The organism is Streptomyces sp. NPDC007025 (assembly GCF_042869455.1).
GTDB lineage: Bacteria > Actinomycetota > Actinomycetes > Streptomycetales > Streptomycetaceae > Streptomyces.
This window is the reverse complement of record NZ_JBIAFT010000010.1, coordinates 89842-113787: the sequence shown is the minus strand read 5'-3', so window position 1 is coordinate 113787 and position 23946 is coordinate 89842. Positions and strand designations below refer to the sequence as shown.

The following is a 23946-nucleotide window of genomic DNA, read 5'->3' as shown; positions in this document are numbered from 1 at the left end:
TCGCGGCGGTTCACCTCCTGCCCGCCGCCTTCAGCAGCGGCTCGAACTGCGGGCACAGGTGCCGCACGGCGGGCCCGGCGTTGTCGATCTCGCCCGACTTCAGCGCGCTGATCGCGTCCTTCCTGCTCGCCTCGGCCGTGCTGCGCAGCCGGGCGCAGGCGGTGCGCCCGGCCTCCAGCACCGCGGCGGGCTCCAGCCCCTGCGGCACCCGGCCGACCAGATACTCCTTCTCCTTCTCGGTGAACGAGCCGGTGGCCGGGGAGAGCGAGGCGCGCGGGACCTTCGGCACGTCCTTGTCCCGGGGTTCTTCCGGGTCCTGCGTGTCCTTCTGGTCCTCCGGCCGCCGCTCCTGCCCGTCCCCGGACTGCGGCCCGTCCTCCGGCGCGGTGGTGGGGCCTTCGCCGTGCCCCGTGCTCTTCTCGGCCCGGGGACGTTGCGCTGCCTCCCCGCCGCCGCCGTCGCCGCTCGCGCCGCAGCCGGCCGTCAGCACCAGGACGGCCGCCACGAGGGCTGCCGCCGGTGCCGCCCTGCGGGCGCTCACGGCTTCCTGAAAGTCAGCGTGAGCTTGGGGCCGGTGCCCCCGGACTCGCGCGCCGCCAGCCACAGGCTGTCGCTGCCGGTGTCGGTGAGCGCCAGATCGAGGTTCTCGCCCTCCGTGTCGCCGACCGCTTCGGTGCTGAGCGGAATGTCGTAGGCCGTGCTCCGCTCCGGCGCGCCGTCCAGCGAGCCCAGCTCCGTCGAGCCGACCGCGGGCCGCTCGGCCCAGGTCACCCCGGCCTCGGTCCAGCTGCCGGTGACGGGGCGGACCCGGACGGTGTCATCGCTGGCCGCGTAGCTGTCCCCGCTGGTGGTGACGGTGAGCCGGGCCTTCGCCAGCTCCATCCCGTCGGGTGCGGACGGCACGGCGAAGCGTACGTAGCTCTCGTAGGGGGCGGAGCCGCGGACGGCGAGCTGCATATGGGTGCCGTAGGCGGAGTTGACCGAGGAGCCGTTCACATAGGCGTCGGCGCTCGCCTCCCGCTCCACGGTCGTCTCCGAGGGCGTGCCCGGGGTCCGCACCTTCGCGCCCGCGGAGCGGGAGCTGGTGTTGGCGTCCCCGTCGTCGCTCGCGGTGACCCGGTAGGTGTAGTCCGTGCCGGAGTCGGTGGTGGTGTCGGTGAAGCTGACCGTGGGCCGGTCCCAGAACGCGGAGTTGGCCCGCACGGTGCCCACCGGCTCGGAGTCGCCGTTGCGGTAGACGCGGTAGGTGAGGGTACGGTCGTCCAGGTCGGTACTGGCCGGCCAGGAAACCCGCACACCGCCGAGGACGTTGGCCGCGTTCACGTCCTCGGGGACGGTCGGGGCTCCGGTGTCGGGCCCGTTGGCGAACCGCACCAGTCCCTGCTGCGGTGTGTTGCCGTTGCTGGCGATGCGCGAGAACGCGCCGCCCACCCACATGTAGTCCGTGCCGCCGCGGGAGGAGACCACCATGGCACGCGGCCCCACCTGTTCCACGTTCAGCGGGCCGTCGTCGGTGTCCGGGAACCAGGACAGCAGCGGGGTGGGGTCGTCCACCGACTCGGCGAGCAGGTGCTGGCGCTCGTGGAGTTCGCCGAACTCGCCCATGCTGGAGCAGTCGTGTGCGTGCGAACTGCTGTAGAGCACCTTCTTGTAGACGGTCACGTCCTGCGTGGCGCCCAGGCAGGTGTCCCGCCAGCGCTGCGAGAAGTCGTCCAGGTTCAGCGCGATCCGGCCGTCGAACACACCGCCGCCGGTGCCCTCGTTGGCGGTGTAGATCCCGGTCTCGTCCGCGTACAGGCCCTTGACCACCGAGTTGCGCGGCACGAAGGAGCGTCCGAAGCCGTGTGTGAGCGCGCCCGAGTCCGCGTCCACGACGGCGAGTGCGTGCGAGTCTGTGTTCCGCACGCGCGCGAAGTCGCCGCCGAGCACGACATCGTGCCCGTCCGGGGTGACCTCGACGGCGCGTCCCGTCGCGTCCGCGTCGGCCTTCCAGGACCGCAGCTCGCCGTCCGCGCTCAGCGCCGCGAACTTGCTGCGGCTCTGCCCGTCCACCGAGGTGAAGGCGCCGCCCAGGTAGACGGTGTCGTCTGTGGCGGCCAGCGCGTGCACGGTCGCGGAGACCGACACGTTGAACTCCGGCTTCACCGTGCAGCTGGGGATGTCGATCGCGGCGACGCGGCTGACGTAGGTGCCGTTGACGGCGGCGAAGTTGCCGCCCGCGTAGAGGGTCCCGCCGTCCGGTGAGACGGCCAGCGCCCGGACCGTCGCGGTGCCGCTGCCCACGGTGAAGTCGAGCCGGCAGTCGGTGGGGGCGCCGGTCGCGGCGTCGAACGCCGCGAAGTTGACGGCCTGCCGCTCGTCGGTGCCGGCTTCCGCACCCGGTGGCCGGACGGCGGAGAAGGTGCCGCCCGCGAAGACGACGCCGTCGGACTGGGCCATCGCCCACACGACGCCGTTCGTCTGCCAGGTCGGTAAGTCGTCGGCCGTCATCGCCACCGGCGGGGTGAGCGCGTGCGCCTGCGGTGTGCCGCGCTCGGTGAGGGCCGGGCCGACCAGCGCGGCGGCCGCCAGCGCCAGGACCGCTGCCGCCGCCGTGACCGTGCGCGGGGCCGTACGTCGTTTCATCTGCTGTTCCCCACTGTTCGCTGGTGCCTGGTGCCTGGTGCCTGGTGCCTGGTGCCTGGGCCGGGCGTCCGTTGCGTCGCCGTCGCCTCGTCCACGGGTTTCGGCACTGCTGCGCTCCGGTGCGCTCCGCCGCGGTGCGCGGCGGCAGGGCGTTCCGCGGGTGCGGGCGTCAGCCGCGGTCGACGCGCACCGCCTCGCCCGAGAGTTCCGCCGCGAGCGCGGAGATGTCGGCCTCTACCATGATCCGCGCCAGCTCCCCCCACGTCACCCGCGGTTTCCAGCCCAGTTCGGCCTCCGCTTTGGCCGCGTCGCCGACCAGCGCGTCGACCTCGGACGGCCGCTGGTACTTCGGATCGAACCGCACATGCTCCCGCCAGTCCAGACCGCCCGCCCGGAACGCCTCGTGCAGGAACTCCCGTACGGTGGCGGCGACTCCGGTCGCGACGACGTAGTCGCCGGGCTCGTCGGCCTGCAGCATCCGCCACATCGCCTCGACGTACTCCGGCGCGTATCCCCAGTCCCGCACCGCGTCCAGGTTCCCCAGGTACAGGTGCCGCTGGAGTCCGGCCCGGATCCGGGCGACAGCCCGGGTGATCTTGCGGGTCACGAAGGTCTCGCCACGGCGCGGCGACTCGTGGTTGAACAGGATCCCGTTCACCGCGAACAGGCCGTACGCCTCGCGGTAGTTGACCGTCGACCAGTAGCTGAAGACCTTCGCGCAGCCGTAGGGGCTGCGCGGGTGGAACGGGGTCGCCTCGTGCTGCGGGGGCGGCGCCGTGCCGAACATCTCAGAGGACGATGCCTGGTAGATCCGGGTGTCGATCCCGCTGGCCCGGATCGCCTCCAGCAACCGGACGGTTCCCATGCCGGTGACGTCGCCGGTGTAGAGCGGGGAGTCGAAGGAGACCCGCACATGGGACTGGGCGCCCAGGTTGTAGACCTCGTCGGGCCGCAGATCGCGCAGCAGGTTGACCAGTGCGACTCCGTCGGCGAGGTCCGCGTGGTGCAGCACCAGCGAGCGGCCCTCGTCGTGCGGGTCCTCGTACAGGTGGTCGATGCGGCCGGTGTTGAAGGACGAGGAGCGGCGCAGCAGGCCGTGCACCGTGTAGCCCTTTCCGATCAGGAGCTCGGTCAGGTACGACCCGTCCTGCCCGGTGATGCCGGTGATCAGTGCGCTCTTGGCCATCTGCCGTCCTGGTGGGATCGGTGGTGCTGACTGGTGAGGGGCGGTGAGTGGTGGTGACGAGGGGGCGAGGGGGAACGGGAGCAGCCGCTTCCGCCGGAATCGACCGGGTGATTTCTGTCTGTTGTCTGCTACCTCCCGCAATGGGGGTCTCGGCTGGCAGAATCCGGCAGCATGGAGCCGACACCGCACCCCGCCACGCCCGCCCGTACCCCGGCCCCGGCAGACGCTCTGCTGCCGCCCGGCGCCCGGGTGTTCGTCGCCGGACACCGCGGCCTGGTGGGCTCCGCCGTGGTCCGCCGGCTGGCCGCCGAGGGGTACGAGGCGCTCACCCTCGACCGCGCGGCGCTCGACCTGCGGGACGCGGAGCACACCCGGCGCCGATTGCGCGCCCTGCGCCCGGACGCGGTGGTGCTGGCAGCGGCCAAGGTCGGCGGCATCATGGCGAACGCCACCTGGCCCGTGCCCTTCCTGGAGGACAATCTGCGCATCCAGCTCAGCGTCATAGCGGGGGCGCACGCCGCGGGCGTGCCGCGGCTGCTCTTCCTGGGCTCGTCCTGCATCTACCCCAAACACGCGGCGCAGCCGATCACCGAAGAGGCCCTGCTCACCGGCGCCCTGGAGCCGACGAACGAGCCGTACGCACTGGCGAAGATCGCCGGTATCAGCCAGATCCGCGCCTACCGAAGCCAGTACGGGGCCGGCTACATCTCGGCGATGCCCACCAACCTCTACGGCCCCGGCGACAACTTCGACCTGGAGACCTCGCACGTGCTGCCCGCCCTCGTCCGCCGCTTCCACGACGCCGCGCGGGACGGTGCGGAGCGGGTGGTGTTGTGGGGGAGCGGCACGCCGCGCCGGGAGTTCCTGCACGTCGACGACCTGGCGCGGGCCTGCGTGCTGCTGCTGCGGGAGTACGACGACGCGATGCCGGTCAATGTCGGCTGCGGCGCGGACCTGACCATCGCCGCGCTCGCCGAGACGGTCCGTGACGTGGTCGGCTACGGCGGCGCCGTCGAGTGGGACACCGGCCGCCCGGACGGTACGCCGCGCAAACTGCTGGACGTCTCCCGGCTGTTCGCGCTCGGCTTCCGCCCGTCGATCCCGCTGCGGGAGGGCATCCGCTCCACCTACGAGTGGTGGCTGCGCACCGCCGCTTCCTGACGCCTCCTGTCCGCACCCGGCCGGGCGTGCGGACTCCGGCCGGTCCGTGCCGGCGTGCGGCGCGGCCGCCGGCCGCCGCCGACGTGCCGGCGCACCCGTGTACGGCCGTGCCGCCGCTCCTCGCCGCTGTGCTGCCGGTGGCCGCATCTCAGTACGCACCCCGCCCGTCGACCACGGCGCGCACCGTGCGGGCCAGCAGGTCCAGGTCCGTGGTCAGCGACCAGTTGTCCGCGTAGCGCAGATCCAGCGCGAGGCTCTCGTCCCAGGACAGGTCCGAGCGTCCGCTCACCTGCCACGGCCCCGTCAGTCCGGGCTTGACCAGCAGCCGCCGCAGCGCCGTCGAACCGTAGGCCGCCACCTCGTCCGGCAGCGGGGGGCGTGGGCCCACCAGCGACATCTCGCCGCGCGCCACGTTCACCAACTGCGGCAGCTCGTCCAGGGAGGTGCGGCGCAGTACGCGTCCCACCCGGGTGATCCGGGGGTCGGCGCGCACCTTGAACAGCGGCCCGTCCACCTCGTTTGCGGCGGCGAGTTGCGGCCGCAGCCGCTCCGCGTCCACGACCATGGAGCGGAACTTCCACATGGTGAAGGGCGCGCCGCGGTGGCCCGCGCGGGTCTGCCGGTAGAGCGCGGGGCCCGGTGAGTCGAGCCGTATCGCCAGAATGATCAGCACCAGCAGCGGCGCGAGGAGCACCAGCCCCAGGACGGCTCCCGTCCGGTCGAGCGCCGACTTGAGGGCGAGTTGCGGGCCGCGCCGCAGCGGCGGGTCGACGTGCAGCAGGTGCAGTCCCGCCGCGGTGGACGGGCGCACCCGGCGCAGGGCCACGTCGGCCAGCCCCGAGGAGATCATCAACGGCAGTCCCGCGTCCTGCACCGCCCAGGTCAGGGTGCGCAGCCGCTGGCCGGAGAGCAGCGATCCGGGGGCGACCAGCACGGTGTCGGCTGCGTGCTGCCGGGCGGCGGAGACCACGCTGGTGCCGTCCTGACCGCCGTCGTCCGGGCCTGGCGGGACGGTCTCCAGCCGCCCGGTCTCCGGTACCCCGCTCCGGTTGCCGTCCGGGCCCACCGGAACGGCTCCGATGACGACGTACGGATGGTCGGTGCGGCTGGCGAGCTGTTCGACCACGCGGTCCACGGCGCTGCCCTCGCCGACGACCAGTGCCCGCTGCACGACGTGGGCCTCCCGGCGCTGGCCGGTGAGATGGCGGTGGGTCAGCGCGCGGCAGACCGTGGTGAGCAGCGGCGCGGGGGCGAGCGCCAGTAGGGCGACGGCGGGTGGCGAGTCCTCTCCCGTCAGCACCCGGACGACGGCGAGCAGCCCCAGCAGGGTCAGCCAGTCGTGCAGGGCGGTCAGCACTCCGCGGCTCTCGCCGAGCCAGCGGCGCCCGTACCGCCGGTGGGCGGTCAGCACCGCCAGCCACATCAGGGTGGCCGTCGCGGTGGCCATCCCGGTGTGGGGGAGCCCGGCCCGGTGGAAGCAGAGCGCCACCGGAAGGGCGATCCCCGCGGTGTCCACCGCCAGCGCCACCGGCCCGTACCAGCCGGCCTTGTCCCGCTCGCCGTTCCGCTTGCCGTCGCGGTTGCCGTCCCGGCCGCCGCGGACGGCGTGCGGCCCCGGGGCCGGGTCGCTGTCGCCCCTGTCGGCTCCCGGCCCGGCCGGTCTCCCCACCTCGGACACGAACGCAGAGTCGCGCCGCATGAACCCCCCCAGGTACGCGGAACCCCCACAGCGCACCGAAACCTCCCCGGGCGTACGGGGATGCGCCGACCACCCAGACCTTAAGTCATATGAGCACTCTGTGTGCCCGAGTGTTCACTTCACCATGAGAAGTGCGGAGAGTGTGGAGGGGGTTGTCAGGCGGTGCGCGTATTTTGCGGGTGATTCGCCGAGGAATATCCCCTCCGGGCAGCGCTGTCCGCAGCGCCCGCCGCACGGAGACCGACGCCGCACCGGAGCTCCCGCCCGGACGCACCGGTCGCGGACCGGACTTGACCTTGACGCAGGCGGCAGGGTCCGAGGATGCGGGCATGGACGAGAGCACCGACACGAGCACCCCGCAGCAGCCCCGCACCGTCGTCGTCACCGGCGCCGGCACCGGAATCGGCCGGGCCACCGCACGGGCCTTCGCCGCACGCGGCGCACATGTACTGGCCGTCGGGCGCCGACCGGAGCTGCTCCGCGAGACCGCCGCGGAGCCCGGCGCCGGGGCCATCACCCCGTACCCGGCCGACCTCACCGAGCAGGACGCGCCCGACCGGATCGTGGCTGCCTCGCTGGAGCTGACCGGGCGGCTCGACGTCCTCGTCAACAACGCGGGCATCGTCGGCGGCGAGAGCCTGGGCACCCACACCCGTGCGGGCATCGAGGCCCAGTTCGCCACCAATCTCACCGCGCCCGTGCTGCTGACCCAGGCCGCGCTCCCCGCGCTGGAGGCCGCTGCCGGGCAGGGTGTGGTGGTCAACGTCAGCACCTCCGTCGGCCAGCGCGCCTGGCCGGGCAACCCGCTCTACGCCGCCTCCAAGACCGCCCTCGAACTGCTCACCCGTAGTTGGGCCGTGGAACTTGCGCCGCGCGGTGTCCGGGTGGTGGCCGTCGCGCCGGGCGCGGTCGACACGCCCATCGGCGAACACCGGGGGCTCGACCCCGAGCAGCGTCGCCGGATCCGCGCGTGGCAGATCGCCCGCACGCCGCTGGGCCGCGTCGGCAGGCCCGAGGAAGTGGCCTGGGCCGTGGTCGGGCTGGCCGCGCCCGAGGCGTCGTTCGTCACCGGTGCCGTGCTGCCGGTGGACGGCGGCGCGGTGCTGGCGTGAGGGGGCTGCCCGAGGCGGCCGGGGAACGCACGCCGGCCGGCCGCGCCGTGCCGCCACCCGCTGTGGTACTACTCCCTCCGGGAGGTGGCGCTGGCATGCGGATCGGCGAACTGGCCCGGCGGACCGGGACGACGGCGCGGGCGCTGCGCCACTACGAGCAGGCCGGACTGCTCACCTCCCGCCGCGCCCCCAACGGATACCGCTGCTACGACGCGTCCGCCGAGGTCCGCGTCCGCAACATCCGCCACCTGCTGCGGGCCGGGCTGACGGTGGAGGACGTCAGCTGCTTCGCCGCCTGCCTCGACGGCGACATGGCCACGGCTCCGCCCTCGCCGGAGGGGCTGCGGATCGCCGAGCAGCGGCTCGCCGTCCTGGAGGCCCGGATCGCCGCGCAGGTCGAGGTGCGCGACCGGCTGCGGGCCGCGCTGCGCAGCACGACGGTGCGGGCGGCGGGCTGACGCAGGCGCCGGGCTGTTTCCCGGCCTGCGGGCGCCGGATCCCGGCCCCCGCCCTCGGTCAGTCGCCCCCCGGACCCCCGTCCGGGGGGACGGGGGTCAGCCGGTGGCGGCCGGCCCCGCCGGTGACCCGGCCGGCGGTGGGCGGCGGGAAGTGGGTGCCCAGGACCAGGGTGCCGGTGTCGGCGAGGGCGGCCAGCAGGGTGCGCCGGGTGGCCTCGGACTGCCGGGGGTCGATGTCCACGCAGCTCCCGATCCCGGGCTCCGGCAGTTGCACGGGGTGGTGGACGCAGTCGCCGGTGATCAGCGCGGCCTCTCCGGCGCTGTCGAGCCGGACCGCGAAGTGGCCGGGGGTGTGCCCGGGGGTGGGGAGCAGCCGCAGACCGGGGGCGAGGTCGAGGCCCGCTTCCGGGAGGTCCACCAGGTCGAGTTGCCCGGCCTCCTCGACGGGGTGCACCGAGTCGCGGAACATCTGGGTCCGTGCCTCGTCCATGGGGTGTCCCGCCCAGAACTCCCGCTCGGTGCGGGAGGTGACATAGCGGGCGTTGGGGAAGGTGGGTACCCAGTCGCCGTCCTGTGCACGGGTGTTCCAGCCGACGTGGTCGGTGTGCAGATGGGTCAGGAGTACCAGATCGACGGAGTCGGGCGGGAATCCGGCGGCTTCGAGGCGCTCCGGGTAGTCGGTGCGCAGGTCGTGCCAGGCCGGGTTCGCGCGGGGCTTCCCGTTGCCGATGCCGGTGTCGACGAGGACCCGCAGCCCGCCGACCGAGAAGGCGAAGCTGTGGCTGGCCAGGCGCAGCGCGCCGTCGCGGTCGGCGAAGTCGGGCCGCAGCCAGTCGTGCCGGGCGACGACCTCGGCCGTGGCGTCGGGCAGCAGCCAGCGGCCGGTCGGGGCGGGCAGCGGGATCTCGTCCACGCGGTGGACCGTGACCTCGCCCACGGTCCAGGAGGGGGCGACCTCAGCAGAACTAAAGCTAACCGTTTGCATTTATGCACCGTAGCTCCTACGGTGCAGCTAACGCAAAAAATTCGCTTTTACTGTCGGTGCCGCACCCCGGCCGCCGGCCTGCCCCCGGGCCCGGCCGCCGTACCCCGCCGCACCGCTCCGACCAGAGGAGAGCGCTGATGCCGACCGACGGACTCACCCCGCCCGAAGCGGCCCGCTGGGCCGCTCGCACCGGACTGCAGCTGTCCGGCGACCGCCACGCCCAGGTGGCGGCCACCGCCGAGCACATCCACGCCGTCGTCTCCGTCCTGCGCGAACTGGACTTCGCCGACACGCCGCCCGCGGCCGACTACCGCCCCGAAGCCGGCCACTCGGACACGCACGCGACGGGGGAGCACCATGCAGCCGTATGAACTCACCCTCACCGACGCCGCGGAGCAGCTCCGTGCCCGCGCGCTGTCCCCCCTGGAACTGGTGGACTCGGTGCTCGACCGGATCGCGGCGACCGAACCGCGGCTGGGCGCCTATGTGACCGTCACCGCCGAACGGGCGCGCCGGGCCGCGCGCGAAGCCGGGCACCGACTCGCCGCCGACCCCGAGGCGGTCCCCCTGCCGGGCATCCCCGTCGGGCTGAAGGACCTGATCGACGTGGCCGGTGAACCGACGACCGCGAGCTCCCGGGTGCGCTCCGGGCACCGGGCCGGCACCGACAGCACGGTCGCCGCGCGGGTGACCGCCGCAGGAGCGGCCCTGGTCGGCAAGACCCACACCCACGAGTTCGCCTACGGCCTCACCACGCCCCAGACGCGGAACGCCTGGGACCAGCGGCGCGTCGCCGGCGGGTCGAGCGGCGGGTCCGCCGTCGCGGTGGCCGCGGGGGCGGCGACCTTCGCGCTGGGCACCGACACCGGCGGATCCATCCGGGTGCCCGCCGCGCTGAACGGCGTGGTCGGCCTCAAACCGACGTTCGGCCTCGTCCCCCGGCACGGCGTCACCCCGCTGTCCTGGTCGCTGGACCACGTCGGCCCGCTCACCCGCACCGTCGAGGACGCCTCCCTGGCCCTGGCCGTGCTCACCGGAAACGCCCCGCGCGATCCCGGACCGCCGCCGCGGCCCGGCCACGACCTCACCGGGCTCCGCGTCGGGGTGCCGGGCAACTACTTCTTCGACCGCGTCGACCCCGAGGTCGAGGCGGCCGTCCGGCAGGCGATCGGCCGGCTGGAGGAGCTCGGCGCGCGACTCGTCGACGTCGAGATCCCGATGGCCCGCTACGTCCAGGCCGTCCAGTGGGGCCTGATGGTCCCCGAAGCCACCGCGTACCACGAGCGGACGCTGCGCACCGTCCCCGAGCTGTACGCCCCGGACGTGCGGATCCTTCTGGAAGCCGGTGCGCTGCTGCCCGCGGCCGACTATCTGCGCGCCCAGCGGGCCCGCACCCTCATGCGGCAGGGCTGGCTGAGCATGCTGGAGACGGTCGACGTCGTCGCGGCGCCGACCGTCCCCACCACCGCGGCCGAAGCGGGCTGGGCGGACCGCAGCTGGCCCGACGGCACCGTCGAGAGCGTCTCGGACAGCTACGTACGGCTCTCCGCTCCCGCCGACATCACCGGTGTACCCGCGCTGACCGTGCCGGTCGGCCACGACCGGGCCGGACTGCCGATCGGGATGCAGCTCATGGGCCGCCCGCTGGAGGAGGCGGTGCTCCTGCGCGCCGGGCACGCCTACGAGCGGACCCGGCAGCGCGGCACCCTCGCCCCGGTCGACCGCGCCCCGGGCGGAGCCGGCACTCACGCAACGACTGTGCTTTAGCATGGCGCCCATGGCCAGAGCGATGGCGCGCCCGGGCGGGCGCAGTGCCCGCGTCCAGCAGGCGGTGCACGACGCCGTGCACGCACTGGAGGCGGAGGTGGGCCGCGGCGCGCTGACCGTGCCGCTGATCGCCGCCCGTGCCGGGGTCACCCCCTCCACCGTCTACCGCCGCTGGGGCGACCTGCGGGAACTCCTCTCCGACGTCGCCGTGGAGCATCTGCGGCCCGAGACGGACCCGGCGGACCACGGCACTCTGGCCGCCGATCTGGCCGCCTGGGCCGAGCAGTTCCTGGACGAGATGGCCTCGCCCCCCGGCCGGGCCTACATCCGCGACGCGCTGCTCGGCGACCCGGAAGGGGACAACGCGGGCCGCTGCTCGGCCTACGCGGCCGAGCAGATCGACGTCGTCCTCCGGCGGGCCGACGCCCGCGGGGAGCGCCGGCCGCCCGACGTGGAGACGGTCCTCGACCAGGTCGTGGCACCGATGATGTACCGCATCCTCTTCCGGCCCGGCGGCCTCGACCCGGCCTATGCGCGCCGCCTGGCGGCCGCGTGCGTGGCGGGAGACCGGCAGTAGCCGCCGCCCTCTCGCCGCTCCCGCCGCCGAAGCGCCGCGGGTCGCCTCCGGGCGGCGGACCGCCGCCCGGAGGGTCAGCCCTTCACACAGACGACCTGCCGCAGCTTGGCGACGACCTCGACGAGATCGCGCTGCTGGTCGATGACCTGCTCGATCGGCTTGTAGGCACCGGGGATCTCGTCCACGACACCGCCGTCCTTGCGGCACTCCACCCCGCGGGTCTGCTCCGCGAGATCCCGCTCGGTGAAGCGCCGCTTGGCCGCGTTCCGGCTCATACGCCGCCCCGCGCCGTGCGACGCCGAGTTGAACGAGGCCGCGTTGCCGAGGCCCTTGACGATGTACGAGCCGGTGCCCATCGAGCCGGGGATGATCCCGAACTCGCCGCTGCCCGCACGGATCGCGCCCTTCCGGGTGACCAGCAGGTCCAGCCCGTCGTACCGCTCCTCGGACACGTAGTTGTGGTGGCACGAGATGGTCTGCTCGAAGCCGGGCCTGGCCTTCTTGAACTCCTTGCGCAGCACGCCCTGCAGCAGCCCCATCATCAGCGCCCGGTTGTGCCTGGCGTACTCCTGGGCCCAGAACAGATCGTGCCGGTAGGCCGCCATCTGCGGGGTGTCCTTGACGAACACGGCGAGATCGCGGTCGACCAGGCCCTGGTTGTGCGGGAGCTGCTGCGCCTGGCCGATGTGGAAGTCCGCGAGCTCCTTGCCGATGTTGCGGGAACCGGAGTGCAGCATCAGCCACACCCGGTCCTCGGTGTCCAGGCACACCTCCACGAAGTGGTTGCCCCCGCCGAGCGTGCCCATCTGCTTGGTGGCCCGCTCCTGCCGGAACCGCACGGCCTCGGCGACGCCGTCGAAGCGCGCCCAGAAGTCGTCCCAGCCGGTGGTGGGCAGCCCGTGCACCTGCCCGGGCTCCACCGGCTCGTCGTGCATACCGCGCCCCACCGGGATGGCCTGCTCGATCTTCGAGCGCAGCCGCGAGAGGTCTCCGGGCAGGTCGTTCGCCGTCAGCGACGTGCGCACCGCCGACATCCCGCATCCGATGTCCACCCCCACGGCCGCCGGGCAGACGGCGCCGTGCATCGCGATGACGGAACCGACGGTGGCGCCCTTCCCGTAGTGCACGTCGGGCATCACCGCCAGGCCCTTGATCCAGGGCAGCGTGGCGACGTTCTGGAGCTGCCGCAGCGCGACGTCCTCCACGGTGCCCGGATCCGCCCACACCCGGATCGGTACCCGGGCACCGGGCATCTCCACATGTGTCATGGTCGTTCAACTCCCCCGTAACAGAACAGCGATGAGATCTCATCGAGAAGACGGGAAGCCCGCTCCCCCGTGCCGGGCTTCCCGGCCCTCATTGTGGGCCGGGAGGCCCCCGCGGCGGCAAAGGTTTTTCCGTGTGCCGGGCGCACGACCCGGGTTGCTGCGCACAGGGCGGCCACCTACGTTGAATCCTTCACCACGCACGGATCGAACGGGGGTGCGGACGTGACGTTCACCGAATGGGAAGAGGCGAAGGCACGCGCGGCGGGCGACACCAGGATGCGGCTGAACGGCTACTCGGCGGCCGACCATCCGGGGTGCGGTACGGGCAGTGCCCTGGACCTCGTCGTCAAGGACGACGAGTTGGGCAAGCTCGGCAACCTGGCCTACGGCCTGCGCCGGCAGCTCGGCGCCGACGGCGGGCACGCGGCGACGGCCTCGGGCGAGGCCGCGACCTCGCTGACCGGCGAGGGCCTGGACATGGGCGCGGCCCTCGGCGACCTCAACGAGGCGTGGGAGACCAAGCTCAAGACGCTCAAGGACGCCTGCGGGCAGCTCTCCGACCACCTCGACTACACCAGGGCCGAGCACGACAAGGACGAGGACAAGATCAAGGAAGCGATGTCCTCCATCGCGACGCTGGACGACCGGATCAAGTAGGCACCCGACGGGGGACGGCGCTGTGGCCGAGACGGAGAAGATGGGCTTCGCGCAACTGCGCGATCTGAAGCTGGGGAAGCTGCACACCGCGGTCACCGACTGGAAGGCCATGGTCGAGAAGCTGCGCGACCTGCATGACGGCAGCGGGAAGGGGCCGGCGGCCAAGGGCACACCCGGCACCACGGCACAGGACTTCCTGGCGGCCGTGCTCGGCGCGGACTGGAAGGGGCAGAACGCCACGGCGACGGGCGAGTTCGCCCACAAGACCGCCGTGCAGTTCCGCGAGCTGCGCAGGGAGGCGGAGGACGTGCACGGGCTGCTGAAGACGGCTCACAGCGCCTTCACCGACCATCAGAGCGATCTGGAGAAGATCGTCGACGATGTCGCCAAGGACAACATCTACATCAACGACAAGGGCCTCGGCGTCGCCTCGGTGCCCCCGCCCGCGGTCGCCGGCGACGCGGAGATCGAACCGCCCACCGACGCGCAGATCCGTGCGGCCGAGAAGCGGATCCAGCGGGTGCTGTGGGACGCGGGCGAGACCGACCGCATCGTCTCCCAGGAGCTGCGGTACATAGCCAACCGTAAGTACGACTTCTCCGGCACGGGCGCGGACAGCGTCAAGGACGCCGACGCGCGCCAGGGCAAGGCCGCGGCCGACTACTGGGCGAAGAAACTCAAGGGCGGCGACGTCAAGGTCTGGGAACTGCCGGACGACCAGCTGGAGCGCTTCAACACCGCACTGGAGAACCAGCGCGACAACCCCGCCTTCACCACCCGCTTCGCGACCGAGATGGGCGGCGAGGGCACCCTCCAGTTCTGGCGGGACCTGGTCGACCCCGGCCACGGCGACACCCCCGAGGGGGAGCGGGCCACACTGCTCGACCACATCCAGGGCAACCTGAGCATGACCCTGGGCAACGCCACCCGTCAGGACACCCCCGGAATGCGCGCCTGGGAGACGGAGGTGATCAACGCGGGCACCAAGCAGTTCGGCCACGAGGGCATCATGGCCAAGCCCTACGGTTTCCAGATCATGAGCAGCCTGATGGGCAGGGGCAAGTTCGACCAGGGCTTCCTCGACCGGTACGGCGACGAGATGTACAAGTTCGAGAAGAGCAAGCCGGACGCGCCCTCCGCCTGGGGTCTCGTCGGCATGGGCACCGATCTGGACCCGGGCGACAAGTCCACCGGCGCCGACCCGATGACGGGCTGGCTGAAGGCGCTCAGCCACAACCCCGACGCCGCCACCGAGGTGTTCGACGACCTGGAGAAGGCCGACTATTTCCTCAAGGGCAAGGACCAGGGCGGCCGGACGTGGTTCGACGAGGACCAGCCCGACAGCATGGGCCCCGACGACGGGGTCAAACTCCCCTCCCGCGAAGCCCTGGGCGACGCCCTGTTCGCGGCGGGCAGCGGCATGAACCCGGACGACCCGACGGCCACCTACGTCGAGCACACCGCGGAGCACGACAACGTGCTCGACAACGCCCTGGAGCGGCTGGCCGGCCAGAAGGACGAGATGCCCGCGGAACTCCGCGACGACATGGCCAAGCTGCTGGGCAACCACGGAACGGACACCCATATGACGATGGGTGGATCACCGGAGGAGCAGGTGCTCGACCGGGACGACCTGCTGGAGGTCAGCAAGCAGATCTCCCGAGACCCGGACACCTACCAGGTGCTCAACGAGTCCATGAACGCTGCGATGGTCGACGACATCCACACGGAGAAGGAGAGCCCCGGGGACAGCCTCGACCGTTCGGGCCGCACGGTGGGCTTCCTGGAGGATGCCCGCTACAAGGCGATCGGCGACCAGAAGGCCGAGGACCTCAAGGCCGCGGGCTGGGGTCCCAAGGGCACGGGCGGCTATCTGGCCACCGCCACCGCCACTTCGTTCCTGCCCTATGGCAGTGGCCATGTGGCGAACGCGGCGTTCGGTCTCAGCAAGCTCCTCGTCCAGGACGAGAACGCCCGGATCGAGAGCGAGGCCATCGACGACAACAAGCAGGTCTCGTTGCGCCAGGAGTCCCGGCTCACCGGGCTCAAGAACGAGTGGTACAGCGTCAACTCCGACTGGGCGCATGCGCAGGGCCGCGACGGCTACTCGGAGGATCACGGAGCGTGGAACAAGATCAGCGGGGCGGCCGATCACGGCCGCATCAACTCCTCCGAACACCGCGGCAAGCCGTGAGAGCCCCACGCGGCCGGCGGGCTCCGGCACTCCTCGCTCTGCTCGCGCTTCTGCTCGCCGGATGCTCCGGCGGCCGGGAGTACGCGGTGCCGGAGAAGTTCTGCGGGGTCCGGATGCCGTCCGAGGCGGTGGAGCCGCTGCTGCCGGACGGGGAGGAGCTGCACCGGTCCCTGCGGCCGCTCGACCGGACCGCGACCTCCTGCGGGATGAACGTCGTCGACGGACCCTCCGTCGTGGACGTCACGGTCACCGAGCTGGACAAGCCGCTCACCGCCGACGACAAGCGGGTCTCCCTGAAGTCCCTGGAGCATGCGAAGAGCGTGCGCGTCGCCGGCACGCACTGGGCCGTCCAGGGGGACCGCCGCATCCAGTTGTCCGCGCCGTGCGGCACCGACTGGGCCGACTCGCTCTCCTTCCGGTTCTCCTTCACCGAGGGCGGGAAGGGTGCGGAGACCACCCGGCGCAACACCCTCCGCTTCGCCGAGGCGTTCGTCCGCGGGGAGCAGAAGGAGGAGGTCTGCACCGCGAAGTGAACGCGGCGGCGCGGTGCGGACCCCGGGCCCGGCCCGGTGCCCGGCGGCGGCCGGGCCCCGGGTCCGGGGCGGGCTACGCGGCGTTCGGGAGGCGCTCGCCCAGCTCTTCGAAGACGGCGGCGTTGAGCGCGTAGGCGTGCCGGCACTCGTCCACGATGCGGCGCTTCTCCGCGTCGTCGCAGGGCAGGGTGTCCAGCAGGGCGCGGTATTCGCGTTTGAACGCGGCGGGGTTGCCGATGGCGTCGAAGACGTAGAACCGCACCCCGTCGCCCCTGCGGGCGAAGCCCCAGGTCTTCTCCGCGGTGTCGCGGACGATCTGGCCGCCGGAGAGGTCGCCGAGGTAGCGGGTGTAGTGGTGGGCGACGTACCCGGCGGGCCAGGTGCGGGCGACCTCGGTGACGCGGGCCGCGTACGCGGCGGTGGCCGGCAGCGGGGCGAGCTCCCGGCGCCAGTGGTCCGAGCCGCCGTGCAGATGGGTCAGGTCCCGCTCCAGCGCGGGCAGCCGCAGCAGCTCGCCGCGCACGAAGGGGCCGGCGACCGGGTCCTCGGCCAGGGCCCGGGCAGGTTCCTCCAGCGCGGCGTAGAGGAACCAGAGCTGCTCGGTGTAGCGCGTCCAGGCACCGACGCCGAGCTTGCCGCCGAGCAGCTCGCTCATGAAGGAGGAGGTCCGGACCTCGGAGTGCTGTTCGTGTGAGGCGGCGCGGAGGAGTGCGGAGAAGTCCGTCGGGGTGTCCTGGGAGGGGGATGCGGTGGACGGCAAGGCTGACTCCAAGGGTGGACGGCAGCGGGCGTGCGGGGCTCCGACACGGTGCGATCCTGCTACTTAGGTTTACCTAAGTCAAGCAGTTGCCGACACCCTGTCGGAAAACCCCTGCCCCGTTCGTCCGCTACGGAAGCGTCAGGATCTCCACGCCCGTCTCCGTCACCACCAGCGTGTGCTCGAACTGCGCCGTGCGCTTGCGGTCCTTGGTGACGACCGTCCAGCCGTCCTCCCACATGTCCCACTCGTGGGTGCCCAGTGTCAGCATCGGCTCGATGGTGAAGGTCATCCCCGGCCGCATCACCGTGGTGGCTCGCGGGTCGTCGTAGTGCGGCACGATCAGCCCGGAATGGAAGGAGGTGTTGATGCCGTGCCCGGTGAAGTCGCGGACCACGCCGTATCCGAAGCGCTTCGCGTACGACTCGATGACGCGGCCCACGATGTTGAGCTGGCGCCCCGGCTTGACCGCCTTGATCGCCCGGTGCAGCGCCTCGCGGGTGCGCTCCACCAGCAGCCGGGACTCCTCGTCCACGTCGCCGCACAGATAGGTGGCGTTGTTGTCGCCGTGCACCCCGCCGACGAACGCCGTCACGTCGAGGTTCACGATGTCGCCGTCGCGCAGCACCGTGGAGTCGGGGATGCCGTGGCAGATCACCTCGTTCAGCGAGGTGCACAGCGACTTGGGGAACTTCCGGTAGCCCAGCGTGGAGGGGTAGGCCCCGTGGTCGATCATGTACTGGTGCGCCACCTCGTCCAGTTTGTCCGTGGTGACGCCGGGGGCGATGTGCTTGGCCGCCTCTTCCATGGCGCGGGCGGCGATGCGCCCCGCGTGGCGCATCTTCTCCACCGTCGCGGCGTCCTGCACCTCGGGCCCGTCGTAGGGCGTGGGTGCGGGCTTGCCGACGTACTCGGGGCGCGGGATCGAGGCGGGTACGGCCCGGGGCGGAGAGACCGTGCCGGGAACGAGGAGTGACTGGCCAGACATGTCCGCGAGTCTAATCCGGGCCGTCCACCCCGCTCCGGGCCGCCGTGTGCTCCCGGCCCCCGGCGGGGCTGCGTCCGGCGCGCGGGTGCGGGACGATGTGGCCATGGCTCTGTTCAAGCGCAAGACGGTCGGCAAGCCCGGAGAGTGGTTCTTCAACATCGAGACCGGCACCGTCGAGGAGGGGCCGCAGTCGCCCGGCAAGAGCCGGATGGGCCCGTACGCCAGCCGTGAGGAGGCGGCCCACGCCCTGGAGACGGCCCGGGAGCGCACCTCCGAGTGGGAGAACGACCCGCGCTGGCAGGACGGCGGCCGCGGCCGGGACGAGGACGAAAGCTGACCCGCGGACGCGGACGAAGGCCGACCCACGGGGCGGCGGCCCCGCATCACCTCGGACTCGCGCCTCAGGCCCGCGCCCCGGGCGCCCCGTCCGCCGGGCGCTCCGCGGCGGTCGGCCCGCCCCCGGCAGCCGCGTCCTCCGGGAGCTCCGGGCGGCCCCCGTCTGCCCGGGCCCCTCCGTCCGCCCGGGATTCCCGGGCCTCCCGTACGGCCCGCGCGTACCCGCTGGTGCGCGCGTCGTAGGCCAGCAGCTGCGGCAGGGCGGCGGCCAGCAGCGCCACGCCCGCGACGCAGGCCAGCCCGCCCGACCACACGGACGTGCGGACGGAGGTGAGCGACGCCATCCCGCCCGAGCGGACCTGTCCCAGCTGCGGGCCCGCGGAGAAGGACAGCAGCTCGATCCCGGCGAGCCGGCCGCGCAGCGCGTCCGGGACGGTCTGGTTCCACATCGTCGAGCGGAAGATCCCGCTGATCATGTCGAAGGCGCCGGACAGCACGAGGAAGAACAGCACCAGCCACACGTTGCGCACCAGCCCGGCGGCCGTCATGGCCGCGCCCCAGCCCGCGGCGGCCAGCAGCACCGCGCGCCCGTGCCGGTGCACCCGTGAGGACCAGCCGCTGGTCGCGCTCACCAGCATCGAGCCGAACGGCAGGGCCGCGTACATCAGGCCCAGCGCCCACTCCGCGTCCAACTGGTCGGCCAGGAAGGGGAAGAGCGCGAGCGGGAACGCGAACAGCATCGCCACCACGTCCACCGCGTAGGTGCCCAGCAGGTCCTTGCGGCCCCACGCGTACCGCGCGCCTTCGGCGATCCCGCGCAGTGACGGCTTCTCCGCGTCGTGCCCCGGCGGCGAGGCGGCCAGCCGCAGCGCCATCAGCACGGACAGCAGATAGCTCGCCAGGTCGATCGCGTACGCCGTCTCCAGCCCCGCGTACGCGAGCAGCACCCCGGCCAGCGCCGGGCCCGCCACCCCGCCCACCTGCCAGCGCAGCGCGTTGAGCGCCGCCGCCGCGCTCAGCTGTTCGTGCGCGACGATCCGCGGCAGGAGCGCGTCCAGCGCGGGCCGCTGGATGCCGTTCAGCGCGCTGCTGAGCACCGCCGCGACATACAGCGGCCACACCATCGGGTGCGGGAGCAGGGTGTTGAGCAGCAGTCCCAGCGCCACCGCGCCCATCGCGATCTCACTGCCCAGCACCAGGGTGCGCCGGTCGAACGCGTCGGCGAGCGCTCCGCCGTACAGCCCGAAGACGATCAGCGGTACCAGCTCCACGGCGCCCAGCGCACCCACCGCGGTCGCCGAGCCCGTCAGCTCCTTGACCTGGAGGGGCAGTGCGACGAACGTCAGGAAGCTGCCGAAGGTGGTGACCAGGCCCGCGGTCCACAGGATGCGGAAGTCGCGGGACTCCCGCCACGGGGAGAGATCGGGGAGCACGAGGGGGCATCCTTCCGCCGCCCGAGCGGCGGCGGCAACCGGATTTCTCCCGCGGGACGCCGTCGGCGAACCGCCCCGGGCGCTGTCCCCGGCCCGGTCAGGCCAGCAGCTCCTTGCGGTCCGGCGGCACGGCGTGCGCGAAGCCCTCGCCCGCCGACCAGCGCCGTACCTCCTGGAGCGCCGACTCCGCCAGCCGGTCCAGCTCGTTGCCCTGCGAACCGGCCAGATGCGGGGTGATCAGCGCGTTCTCGCACTCCCACAGCGGGTGGTCCGGCGGCAGCACCTCGGGCTCGGTGACGTCCAGCACCGCCCGCAGCCGGCCGCCGCGCACCTCCGCGGTGAGCGCCTCCTGGTCGACGACCGCACCGCGCGCGGTGTTGATCAGAGTGCCGCCGTCCCGCAGCAGTGCGAGCAGTTCGGCGCTCACCAGGCCGCGGGTGGCGGGCAGCAGCGGAGTGTGCACGCTGACGACGTCCGACGCGGCGAACAGCTCCGCCAGACCCGTGCCGACCGCGCCGAGCGCCGCCGCCTCGGCCTCGCCGACGTACGGGTCGTACAGGAGCACCCGCAGCTCGTGGGCGCGCAGCAGTTCGATGACGCGGCGGCCGATCAAAGAGGCGCTCAGGATGCCCACGGTACGGCGGTGGTTGCCCAACTGCGGGTCGGTCAGCAGCAGCTCCCCGCGGGCACGCCGCTGCCGGTAGGCCCGGGCGGCGGGCAGCACCTGCTTGTTCGCCAGCAGGATCATCGCGAGTGTGTACTCGGCGACGGGGACGGCGTTCGCGGCCGCCGCGGTCGAGACCTCGATGCCGCGGTCCCAGCACGCCGGGGTGAGGTGCCCCCGCACGCTGCCCGCGGTGTGCACCACGGCGCGCAGTTCCGGGGCGCGGGCGAGCACGGCGGCGTCCAGCGGCGGGCAGCCCCAGCCGGTGACCAGGAGCTCCACGGTGGACAGCACATGGCGGGCCTCGGCCGTGCCGAAGTCCGTCAGCACCGGCCCGGCGAGTTGAGTCAGTTCGCCGAGCCGCTGCCGGGCGGCGGGTTTCAGGACGGCTTCGGCCGTCCCTGCGTCCATGGCGAGCGCGGCGACCGGCCTGCGGGGCATGGGGCTCCTGGTGGGTGTCGGACGGTCCGGGGCGGGGCATGGAGCGGCCATTCGCATCCTGATCCCCCGCACGAAGCGGGTCAATGGCCCGCTCGGGCCCGCCCGCACACGCGTCAGCCGCCGGGCAGCCCGCCCTCCGGCCACCGCCGGCTCCCTACCGCTGCCTGCGCACCAGTTCGTGGAACAGCCCGTCCGGGTCGGCCAGCAGCTCCGCAGGTGCGCCCTGCTGGACCACCCGCCCCTCCGACATGACGATCACCCGGTCGGCGTCCAGCACCGTGGACAGCCGGTGGGCGATGACGATCCGGGTGGCCCGCAGCTCCCGGGTGGACTCGGTGACCACGCGCTGGGTGGCGTTGTCCAGCGCGCTGGTGGCCTCGTCGAAGAAGAGCAGCCGCGGGCGCCGCACCAGCGCCTGAGTGATCATCAGGCGCTGCCGCTGCCCGCCGGAGACGGTGCCGCCGCCGTCGGACAGCATGGTGTGCAGCCCCATCGGCATGGCCTTGATGTCCTCGGCGACCCCCGCCCTGCGCGCTGCCTCCCACACCTCCTCCAGCGGGAAGGTCTCGGCACCGCAGATGCACTCCAGGATGGAGCCCGCGTGCGGCTGCGCGTTCTGCAGGACGACCCCGCACTGGCGGCGCACCGCCGCCTGGTGCAGCGAGGAGAGGTCCTGCCCGTCGTAGCGCACCTCGCCCGAGACCGGCTTCTCGAAGCCGATCAGCAGCCGCAGCAGCGTCGACTTGCCGCAGCCGCTCGCCCCCACGATCGCCACGAACTCCCCGGGCTCCACCCGGAAGGAGACGCCGTCCAGGACCGGCGGCCCGTCCTCGGCGTAGCGGAACGCCACGTCCCGCACCTCCAGCGCGCCCGAGAGCGTGCCCGGCTGCACGCTGCCGCCGCGCACCTCGGGCAGTTCCCGCAGCACCGGCTTGAGCTGCTCGTACATCGGCAGTACGGAGGCACACGAGATGAGCGCGTTGGTCAACTGCGTGACGGAGGTCAGCAGCAGCGTCATGGCGGTGGTGAAGGTGAGGAACCCGCTGGGGGACAGCGTGCCCCGGGCCGGCCCCGCCAGCAGCACGAACAGCAGCAGCATCGCCAGCGGCAGATAGACCGCGTTGACGACCGTGCTCAGATTGCGGATGCGCCCGGCCCGCCGCTGCAGCTCCCTGCTGCGGGCGAACTCCGTGGCCCAGGCCGCGTACGCGAACGACTCGGCCGCCGCCACCCGCAGCTTCGGCAGCCCCCGCAGCGTCTGGAAGGCCTGGTTGTTCAGCTTGTTGTTGAGCTTGACCAGCCTGCGCTGCCAGCGCAGCTGCCACAGCCCGGTCGCGGCGAACATCGCCGCGACGACCGTCAGCACCCCGAGCGCCGCGAGGGCGAGCGGCACGCTGTAGGCCAGCAGCAGCACCAGGTTGACCGCGGCCAGGGTGCCGGACTGCACGACGGTCGAGCTGATGCCCGACAGCACCCGTCTGATGGCGCTCACCCCCATGGCGGCGCTGGCCAGCTCCCCGGTGGAGCGCTCGGCGAAGAACCGCGTGGGCAGCCGCAGCAGCCGGTCCCACACCGCGGGTTGCAGACTCGCCTCGATCCGGCCCTCCAGCCGCAGCAGCGCGGTGTTCTGCAGCAGCATGAACGCCGCCGCCACCACCGCCGTGCCCACCAGCCCCAGGGCGGCCTGCACGATGAGGCCCTTCTCCGCGGCCGGTACGTACGCGCCGAGCACCTGCCCGGTGGCCACCGGCACCAGCGCACCGAGGCCGACCGCGACGAGTCCGCTCAGCACCAGCGTGAGCAGGTCGCCGCGGGCGCCGTGCAGCGCGAACCGCAGCAGCCGCCGGGCGGGCAGCGGCTGTTCGGGCAGCGGCCGGTAGAACATCACCGCGCGCGGCGCGAAGGCGCCCGCGTTCGACGAGCCGATCCGCCAGCGGCTGCCGCTGCCCGGCTGTACGGCCTCGTACCGGCCGCGCCGCCACAGCAGCGCCACCGGCGCACCGCTCGCGGCACGGTGGCCCACCAGCGGGCCGGTGTTCTCCTTCCACCAGTCGCCGGACAGCTTCACCGGGCGGGTACGCAGCCCCGAGGTGAGCGCCAGCCGCTCCACGGGGTCCATGCGATCGTCCCGCGAGAGTCCTTCGGGAGGCGGCCGCAGGGTGACTCCGGCCGCCTCGGCGACCGCCCGGCACACCGCGAGCGTGCTGTCCTCGGTGCGCTCTCCCGCGCCGCCGGGACCGCTCCGTGCGGAGGTGTCGATCGAGGCGAGCAGTGCCTCGTCGGCCTCGGCGCGTACCGTCTCGCCCGCCTCCATCCCGGCGGCCGTGCGGTCCTCGTGGGCGCGCTCCAGCTGGTCGATCCAGCGGTCCAGGGTGGACAGCAGCCGGGCGAGCTGGTCGACCATGAGCTGCCAGGTCGCCCCGTCGACCAGCAGCTCGCCCGCGGTCCCGTACCGCACACCGCCCGGTGCCACCGGCATCCACAGGATGTCGTCGTCGGTCGCCGGGCCCTGCCCTGCTCCGGACCGCTCGTGTCCGGGGCGGCCGTCCAGCGGGGCCTCGAACAGCGCCCGCAGCCCGCGCCCCACGCCCCGCACGAAGGCGTCCTCCAGCGGGCCGAGCCCGGTCTGGTCGCCGTACGCCGCCGTACCGGCGGTGCCGTACGCCGGGTACGCGCCGGTGCCGTGGCCGGTGTATCCGCCGGGGCCGTACCCCTCCTGATACTGCGGGAACAGTTCCAGCAGCGGGATCCGGCGCAGCACGGCGCCGCGCACCGGGCGTCCCACCAGCGTGTGCCGCGGCCCCTGGACGGGGCCGAGCAGCAGGGTGCCCGCCGCCAGCCGTCCCAGGAAGTGCCAGTGGCCCTGCCCGGCGGCGTCCACCGCGAACACGTCCATGGCGCCGCCGGCCACCAGCCACAGCACGTGCGGCCCCTCCAACTCCGGTCCGCCGCCGGGTGTGTGCGCCACTGCCTCGCCGAGCTGCCCGAAGTGCGCGACCACCACGTCGGTCACCGTGCCGGTGCCGGGCGGCGCGTGGTGCACCGCGGGGTCCGCGGGGTGCTGCGGCGGGTCCCCGGCCGGATGGGCGTACGTCACCGGATGCC

21 protein-coding genes are annotated in these 23946 nt (G+C 73.0%); 10 read left to right on the top strand and 11 right to left on the bottom strand.

Going from position 1 to position 23946, the window contains the following annotated elements:
- Positions 1-10 precede the first annotated feature (10 nt).
- From ACFYMO_RS20420 to gmd, 3 genes are all read right to left on the bottom strand, one after another.
- Entirely contained in the window at positions 11-541 is a 531-nt protein-coding gene (locus tag ACFYMO_RS20420; protein WP_388547865.1) for a hypothetical protein, read from the bottom strand.
- Positions 538-2625 (bottom strand): DNRLRE domain-containing protein, encoded by a 2088-nt coding sequence (locus tag ACFYMO_RS20415; RefSeq protein WP_388547862.1) that lies wholly within the window; start codon positions 2623-2625, stop codon positions 538-540. The genes ACFYMO_RS20420 and ACFYMO_RS20415 overlap by 4 nt, the downstream gene beginning before the upstream one ends.
- Before the next feature lie 169 nt (positions 2626-2794).
- Complete coding sequence (gene gmd, locus ACFYMO_RS20410) at positions 2795-3811, bottom strand: GDP-mannose 4,6-dehydratase (protein WP_366770621.1); 1017 nt, start codon at positions 3809-3811, stop codon at positions 2795-2797.
- A gap of 171 nt (positions 3812-3982) precedes the next feature.
- On the opposite strand from gmd, the gene ACFYMO_RS20405 reads away from it, so the two are divergent.
- Complete coding sequence (locus ACFYMO_RS20405) at positions 3983-4972, top strand: GDP-L-fucose synthase family protein (RefSeq protein WP_388547859.1); 990 nt, start codon at positions 3983-3985, stop codon at positions 4970-4972.
- A gap of 148 nt (positions 4973-5120) precedes the next feature.
- On the opposite strand, the gene ACFYMO_RS20400 is transcribed toward ACFYMO_RS20405, so the two are convergent.
- The gene (locus ACFYMO_RS20400; RefSeq protein WP_366770619.1) at positions 5121-6650 is read right to left on the bottom strand and encodes a sugar transferase; all 1530 of its coding nucleotides are present in this window, start codon (positions 6648-6650) and stop codon (positions 5121-5123) included.
- A 350-nt stretch (positions 6651-7000) separates the two neighbouring features.
- Between ACFYMO_RS20400 and ACFYMO_RS20395 the strand changes: the two genes are divergently transcribed.
- Together ACFYMO_RS20395 and ACFYMO_RS20390 are read left to right on the top strand one after the other, a co-directional pair.
- Entirely contained in the window at positions 7001-7783 is a 783-nt protein-coding gene (locus ACFYMO_RS20395; protein WP_366770618.1) for an SDR family oxidoreductase, read from the top strand.
- A gap of 95 nt (positions 7784-7878) precedes the next feature.
- Entirely contained in the window at positions 7879-8241 is a 363-nt protein-coding gene (locus ACFYMO_RS20390) for a MerR family transcriptional regulator (protein ID WP_366770617.1), read from the top strand.
- Positions 8242-8299: 58 nt separating this feature from the next.
- Here the strand turns inward: ACFYMO_RS20390 and ACFYMO_RS20385 are convergent, their stop codons facing one another.
- Positions 8300-9226 carry an MBL fold metallo-hydrolase gene (locus ACFYMO_RS20385; protein WP_366770616.1) on the bottom strand — a complete coding sequence of 309 codons (927 nt, stop codon included), beginning with the start codon at positions 9224-9226 and terminating at the stop codon, positions 8300-8302.
- Between the two features lie 137 nt (positions 9227-9363).
- On the opposite strand from ACFYMO_RS20385, the gene ACFYMO_RS20380 reads away from it, so the two are divergent.
- Genes ACFYMO_RS20380 through ACFYMO_RS20370 form a run of 3 tightly spaced genes read left to right on the top strand, consistent with a single transcriptional unit; the run spans position 9364 to position 11570 of the window.
- Complete coding sequence (locus tag ACFYMO_RS20380; protein ID WP_366770615.1) at positions 9364-9597, top strand: hypothetical protein; 234 nt, start codon at positions 9364-9366, stop codon at positions 9595-9597.
- A complete protein-coding gene (locus ACFYMO_RS20375) occupies positions 9584-10993 on the top strand; it encodes an amidase (protein WP_388547854.1) in 1410 nt (469 codons plus the stop codon). Before ACFYMO_RS20380 ends, ACFYMO_RS20375 begins: the two co-directional genes overlap by 14 nt.
- 1 nt (position 10994) lies before the next feature.
- The gene (locus tag ACFYMO_RS20370; protein WP_366770613.1) at positions 10995-11570 is read left to right on the top strand and encodes a TetR/AcrR family transcriptional regulator; all 576 of its coding nucleotides are present in this window, start codon (positions 10995-10997) and stop codon (positions 11568-11570) included.
- Positions 11571-11644: 74 nt separating this feature from the next.
- On the opposite strand, the gene ACFYMO_RS20365 is transcribed toward ACFYMO_RS20370, so the two are convergent.
- Positions 11645-12838 carry an RtcB family protein gene (locus ACFYMO_RS20365; RefSeq protein WP_388547850.1) on the bottom strand — a complete coding sequence of 398 codons (1194 nt, stop codon included), beginning with the start codon at positions 12836-12838 and terminating at the stop codon, positions 11645-11647.
- A gap of 222 nt (positions 12839-13060) precedes the next feature.
- On the opposite strand from ACFYMO_RS20365, the gene ACFYMO_RS20360 reads away from it, so the two are divergent.
- The 3 genes from ACFYMO_RS20360 to ACFYMO_RS20350 are packed head-to-tail and all read left to right on the top strand — an operon-like array spanning position 13061 to position 16222.
- Positions 13061-13495, top strand: a complete 435-nt coding sequence (locus ACFYMO_RS20360) for a hypothetical protein (RefSeq protein ID WP_366770611.1) — start codon at positions 13061-13063, stop codon at positions 13493-13495.
- 22 nt (positions 13496-13517) lie between these two features.
- Positions 13518-15689: a hypothetical protein gene (locus tag ACFYMO_RS20355; protein ID WP_366770610.1), complete on the top strand. Its 2172-nt coding sequence runs from the start codon at positions 13518-13520 to the stop codon at positions 15687-15689.
- Positions 15686-16222, top strand: coding sequence for a hypothetical protein (locus ACFYMO_RS20350; protein WP_366770609.1), 537 nt, complete (start codon positions 15686-15688; stop codon positions 16220-16222). Before ACFYMO_RS20355 ends, ACFYMO_RS20350 begins: the two co-directional genes overlap by 4 nt.
- 73 nt (positions 16223-16295) lie before the next feature.
- On the opposite strand, the gene ACFYMO_RS20345 is transcribed toward ACFYMO_RS20350, so the two are convergent.
- On the bottom strand, positions 16296-16982 hold the full coding sequence (locus ACFYMO_RS20345; RefSeq protein WP_366770608.1) for a biliverdin-producing heme oxygenase: 687 nt from the start codon (positions 16980-16982) through the stop codon (positions 16296-16298).
- Positions 16983-17109: 127 nt separating this feature from the next.
- A complete protein-coding gene (map, locus tag ACFYMO_RS20340) occupies positions 17110-17967 on the bottom strand; it encodes a type I methionyl aminopeptidase (RefSeq protein WP_360299174.1) in 858 nt (285 codons plus the stop codon).
- A gap of 103 nt (positions 17968-18070) precedes the next feature.
- Here map and ACFYMO_RS20335 point away from each other — a divergent pair, with 103 nt between their 5' ends.
- The gene (locus ACFYMO_RS20335) at positions 18071-18304 is read left to right on the top strand and encodes a hypothetical protein (RefSeq protein ID WP_069991323.1); all 234 of its coding nucleotides are present in this window, start codon (positions 18071-18073) and stop codon (positions 18302-18304) included.
- A 64-nt stretch (positions 18305-18368) separates the two neighbouring features.
- Here ACFYMO_RS20335 and ACFYMO_RS20330 read toward each other — a convergent pair whose 3' ends face one another.
- The 3 genes from ACFYMO_RS20330 to ACFYMO_RS20320 form a co-directional block, all read right to left on the bottom strand.
- Positions 18369-19736: an MFS transporter gene (locus ACFYMO_RS20330; RefSeq protein ID WP_366770607.1), complete on the bottom strand. Its 1368-nt coding sequence runs from the start codon at positions 19734-19736 to the stop codon at positions 18369-18371.
- A 97-nt stretch (positions 19737-19833) separates the two neighbouring features.
- A complete protein-coding gene (locus ACFYMO_RS20325) occupies positions 19834-20841 on the bottom strand; it encodes a hydroxyacid dehydrogenase (RefSeq protein WP_366770606.1) in 1008 nt (335 codons plus the stop codon).
- A gap of 154 nt (positions 20842-20995) precedes the next feature.
- Positions 20996-23938, bottom strand: a complete 2943-nt coding sequence (locus tag ACFYMO_RS20320) for an NHLP bacteriocin export ABC transporter permease/ATPase subunit (protein ID WP_388547842.1) — start codon at positions 23936-23938, stop codon at positions 20996-20998.
- Between the last annotated feature and the right edge of the window lie 8 nt (positions 23939-23946).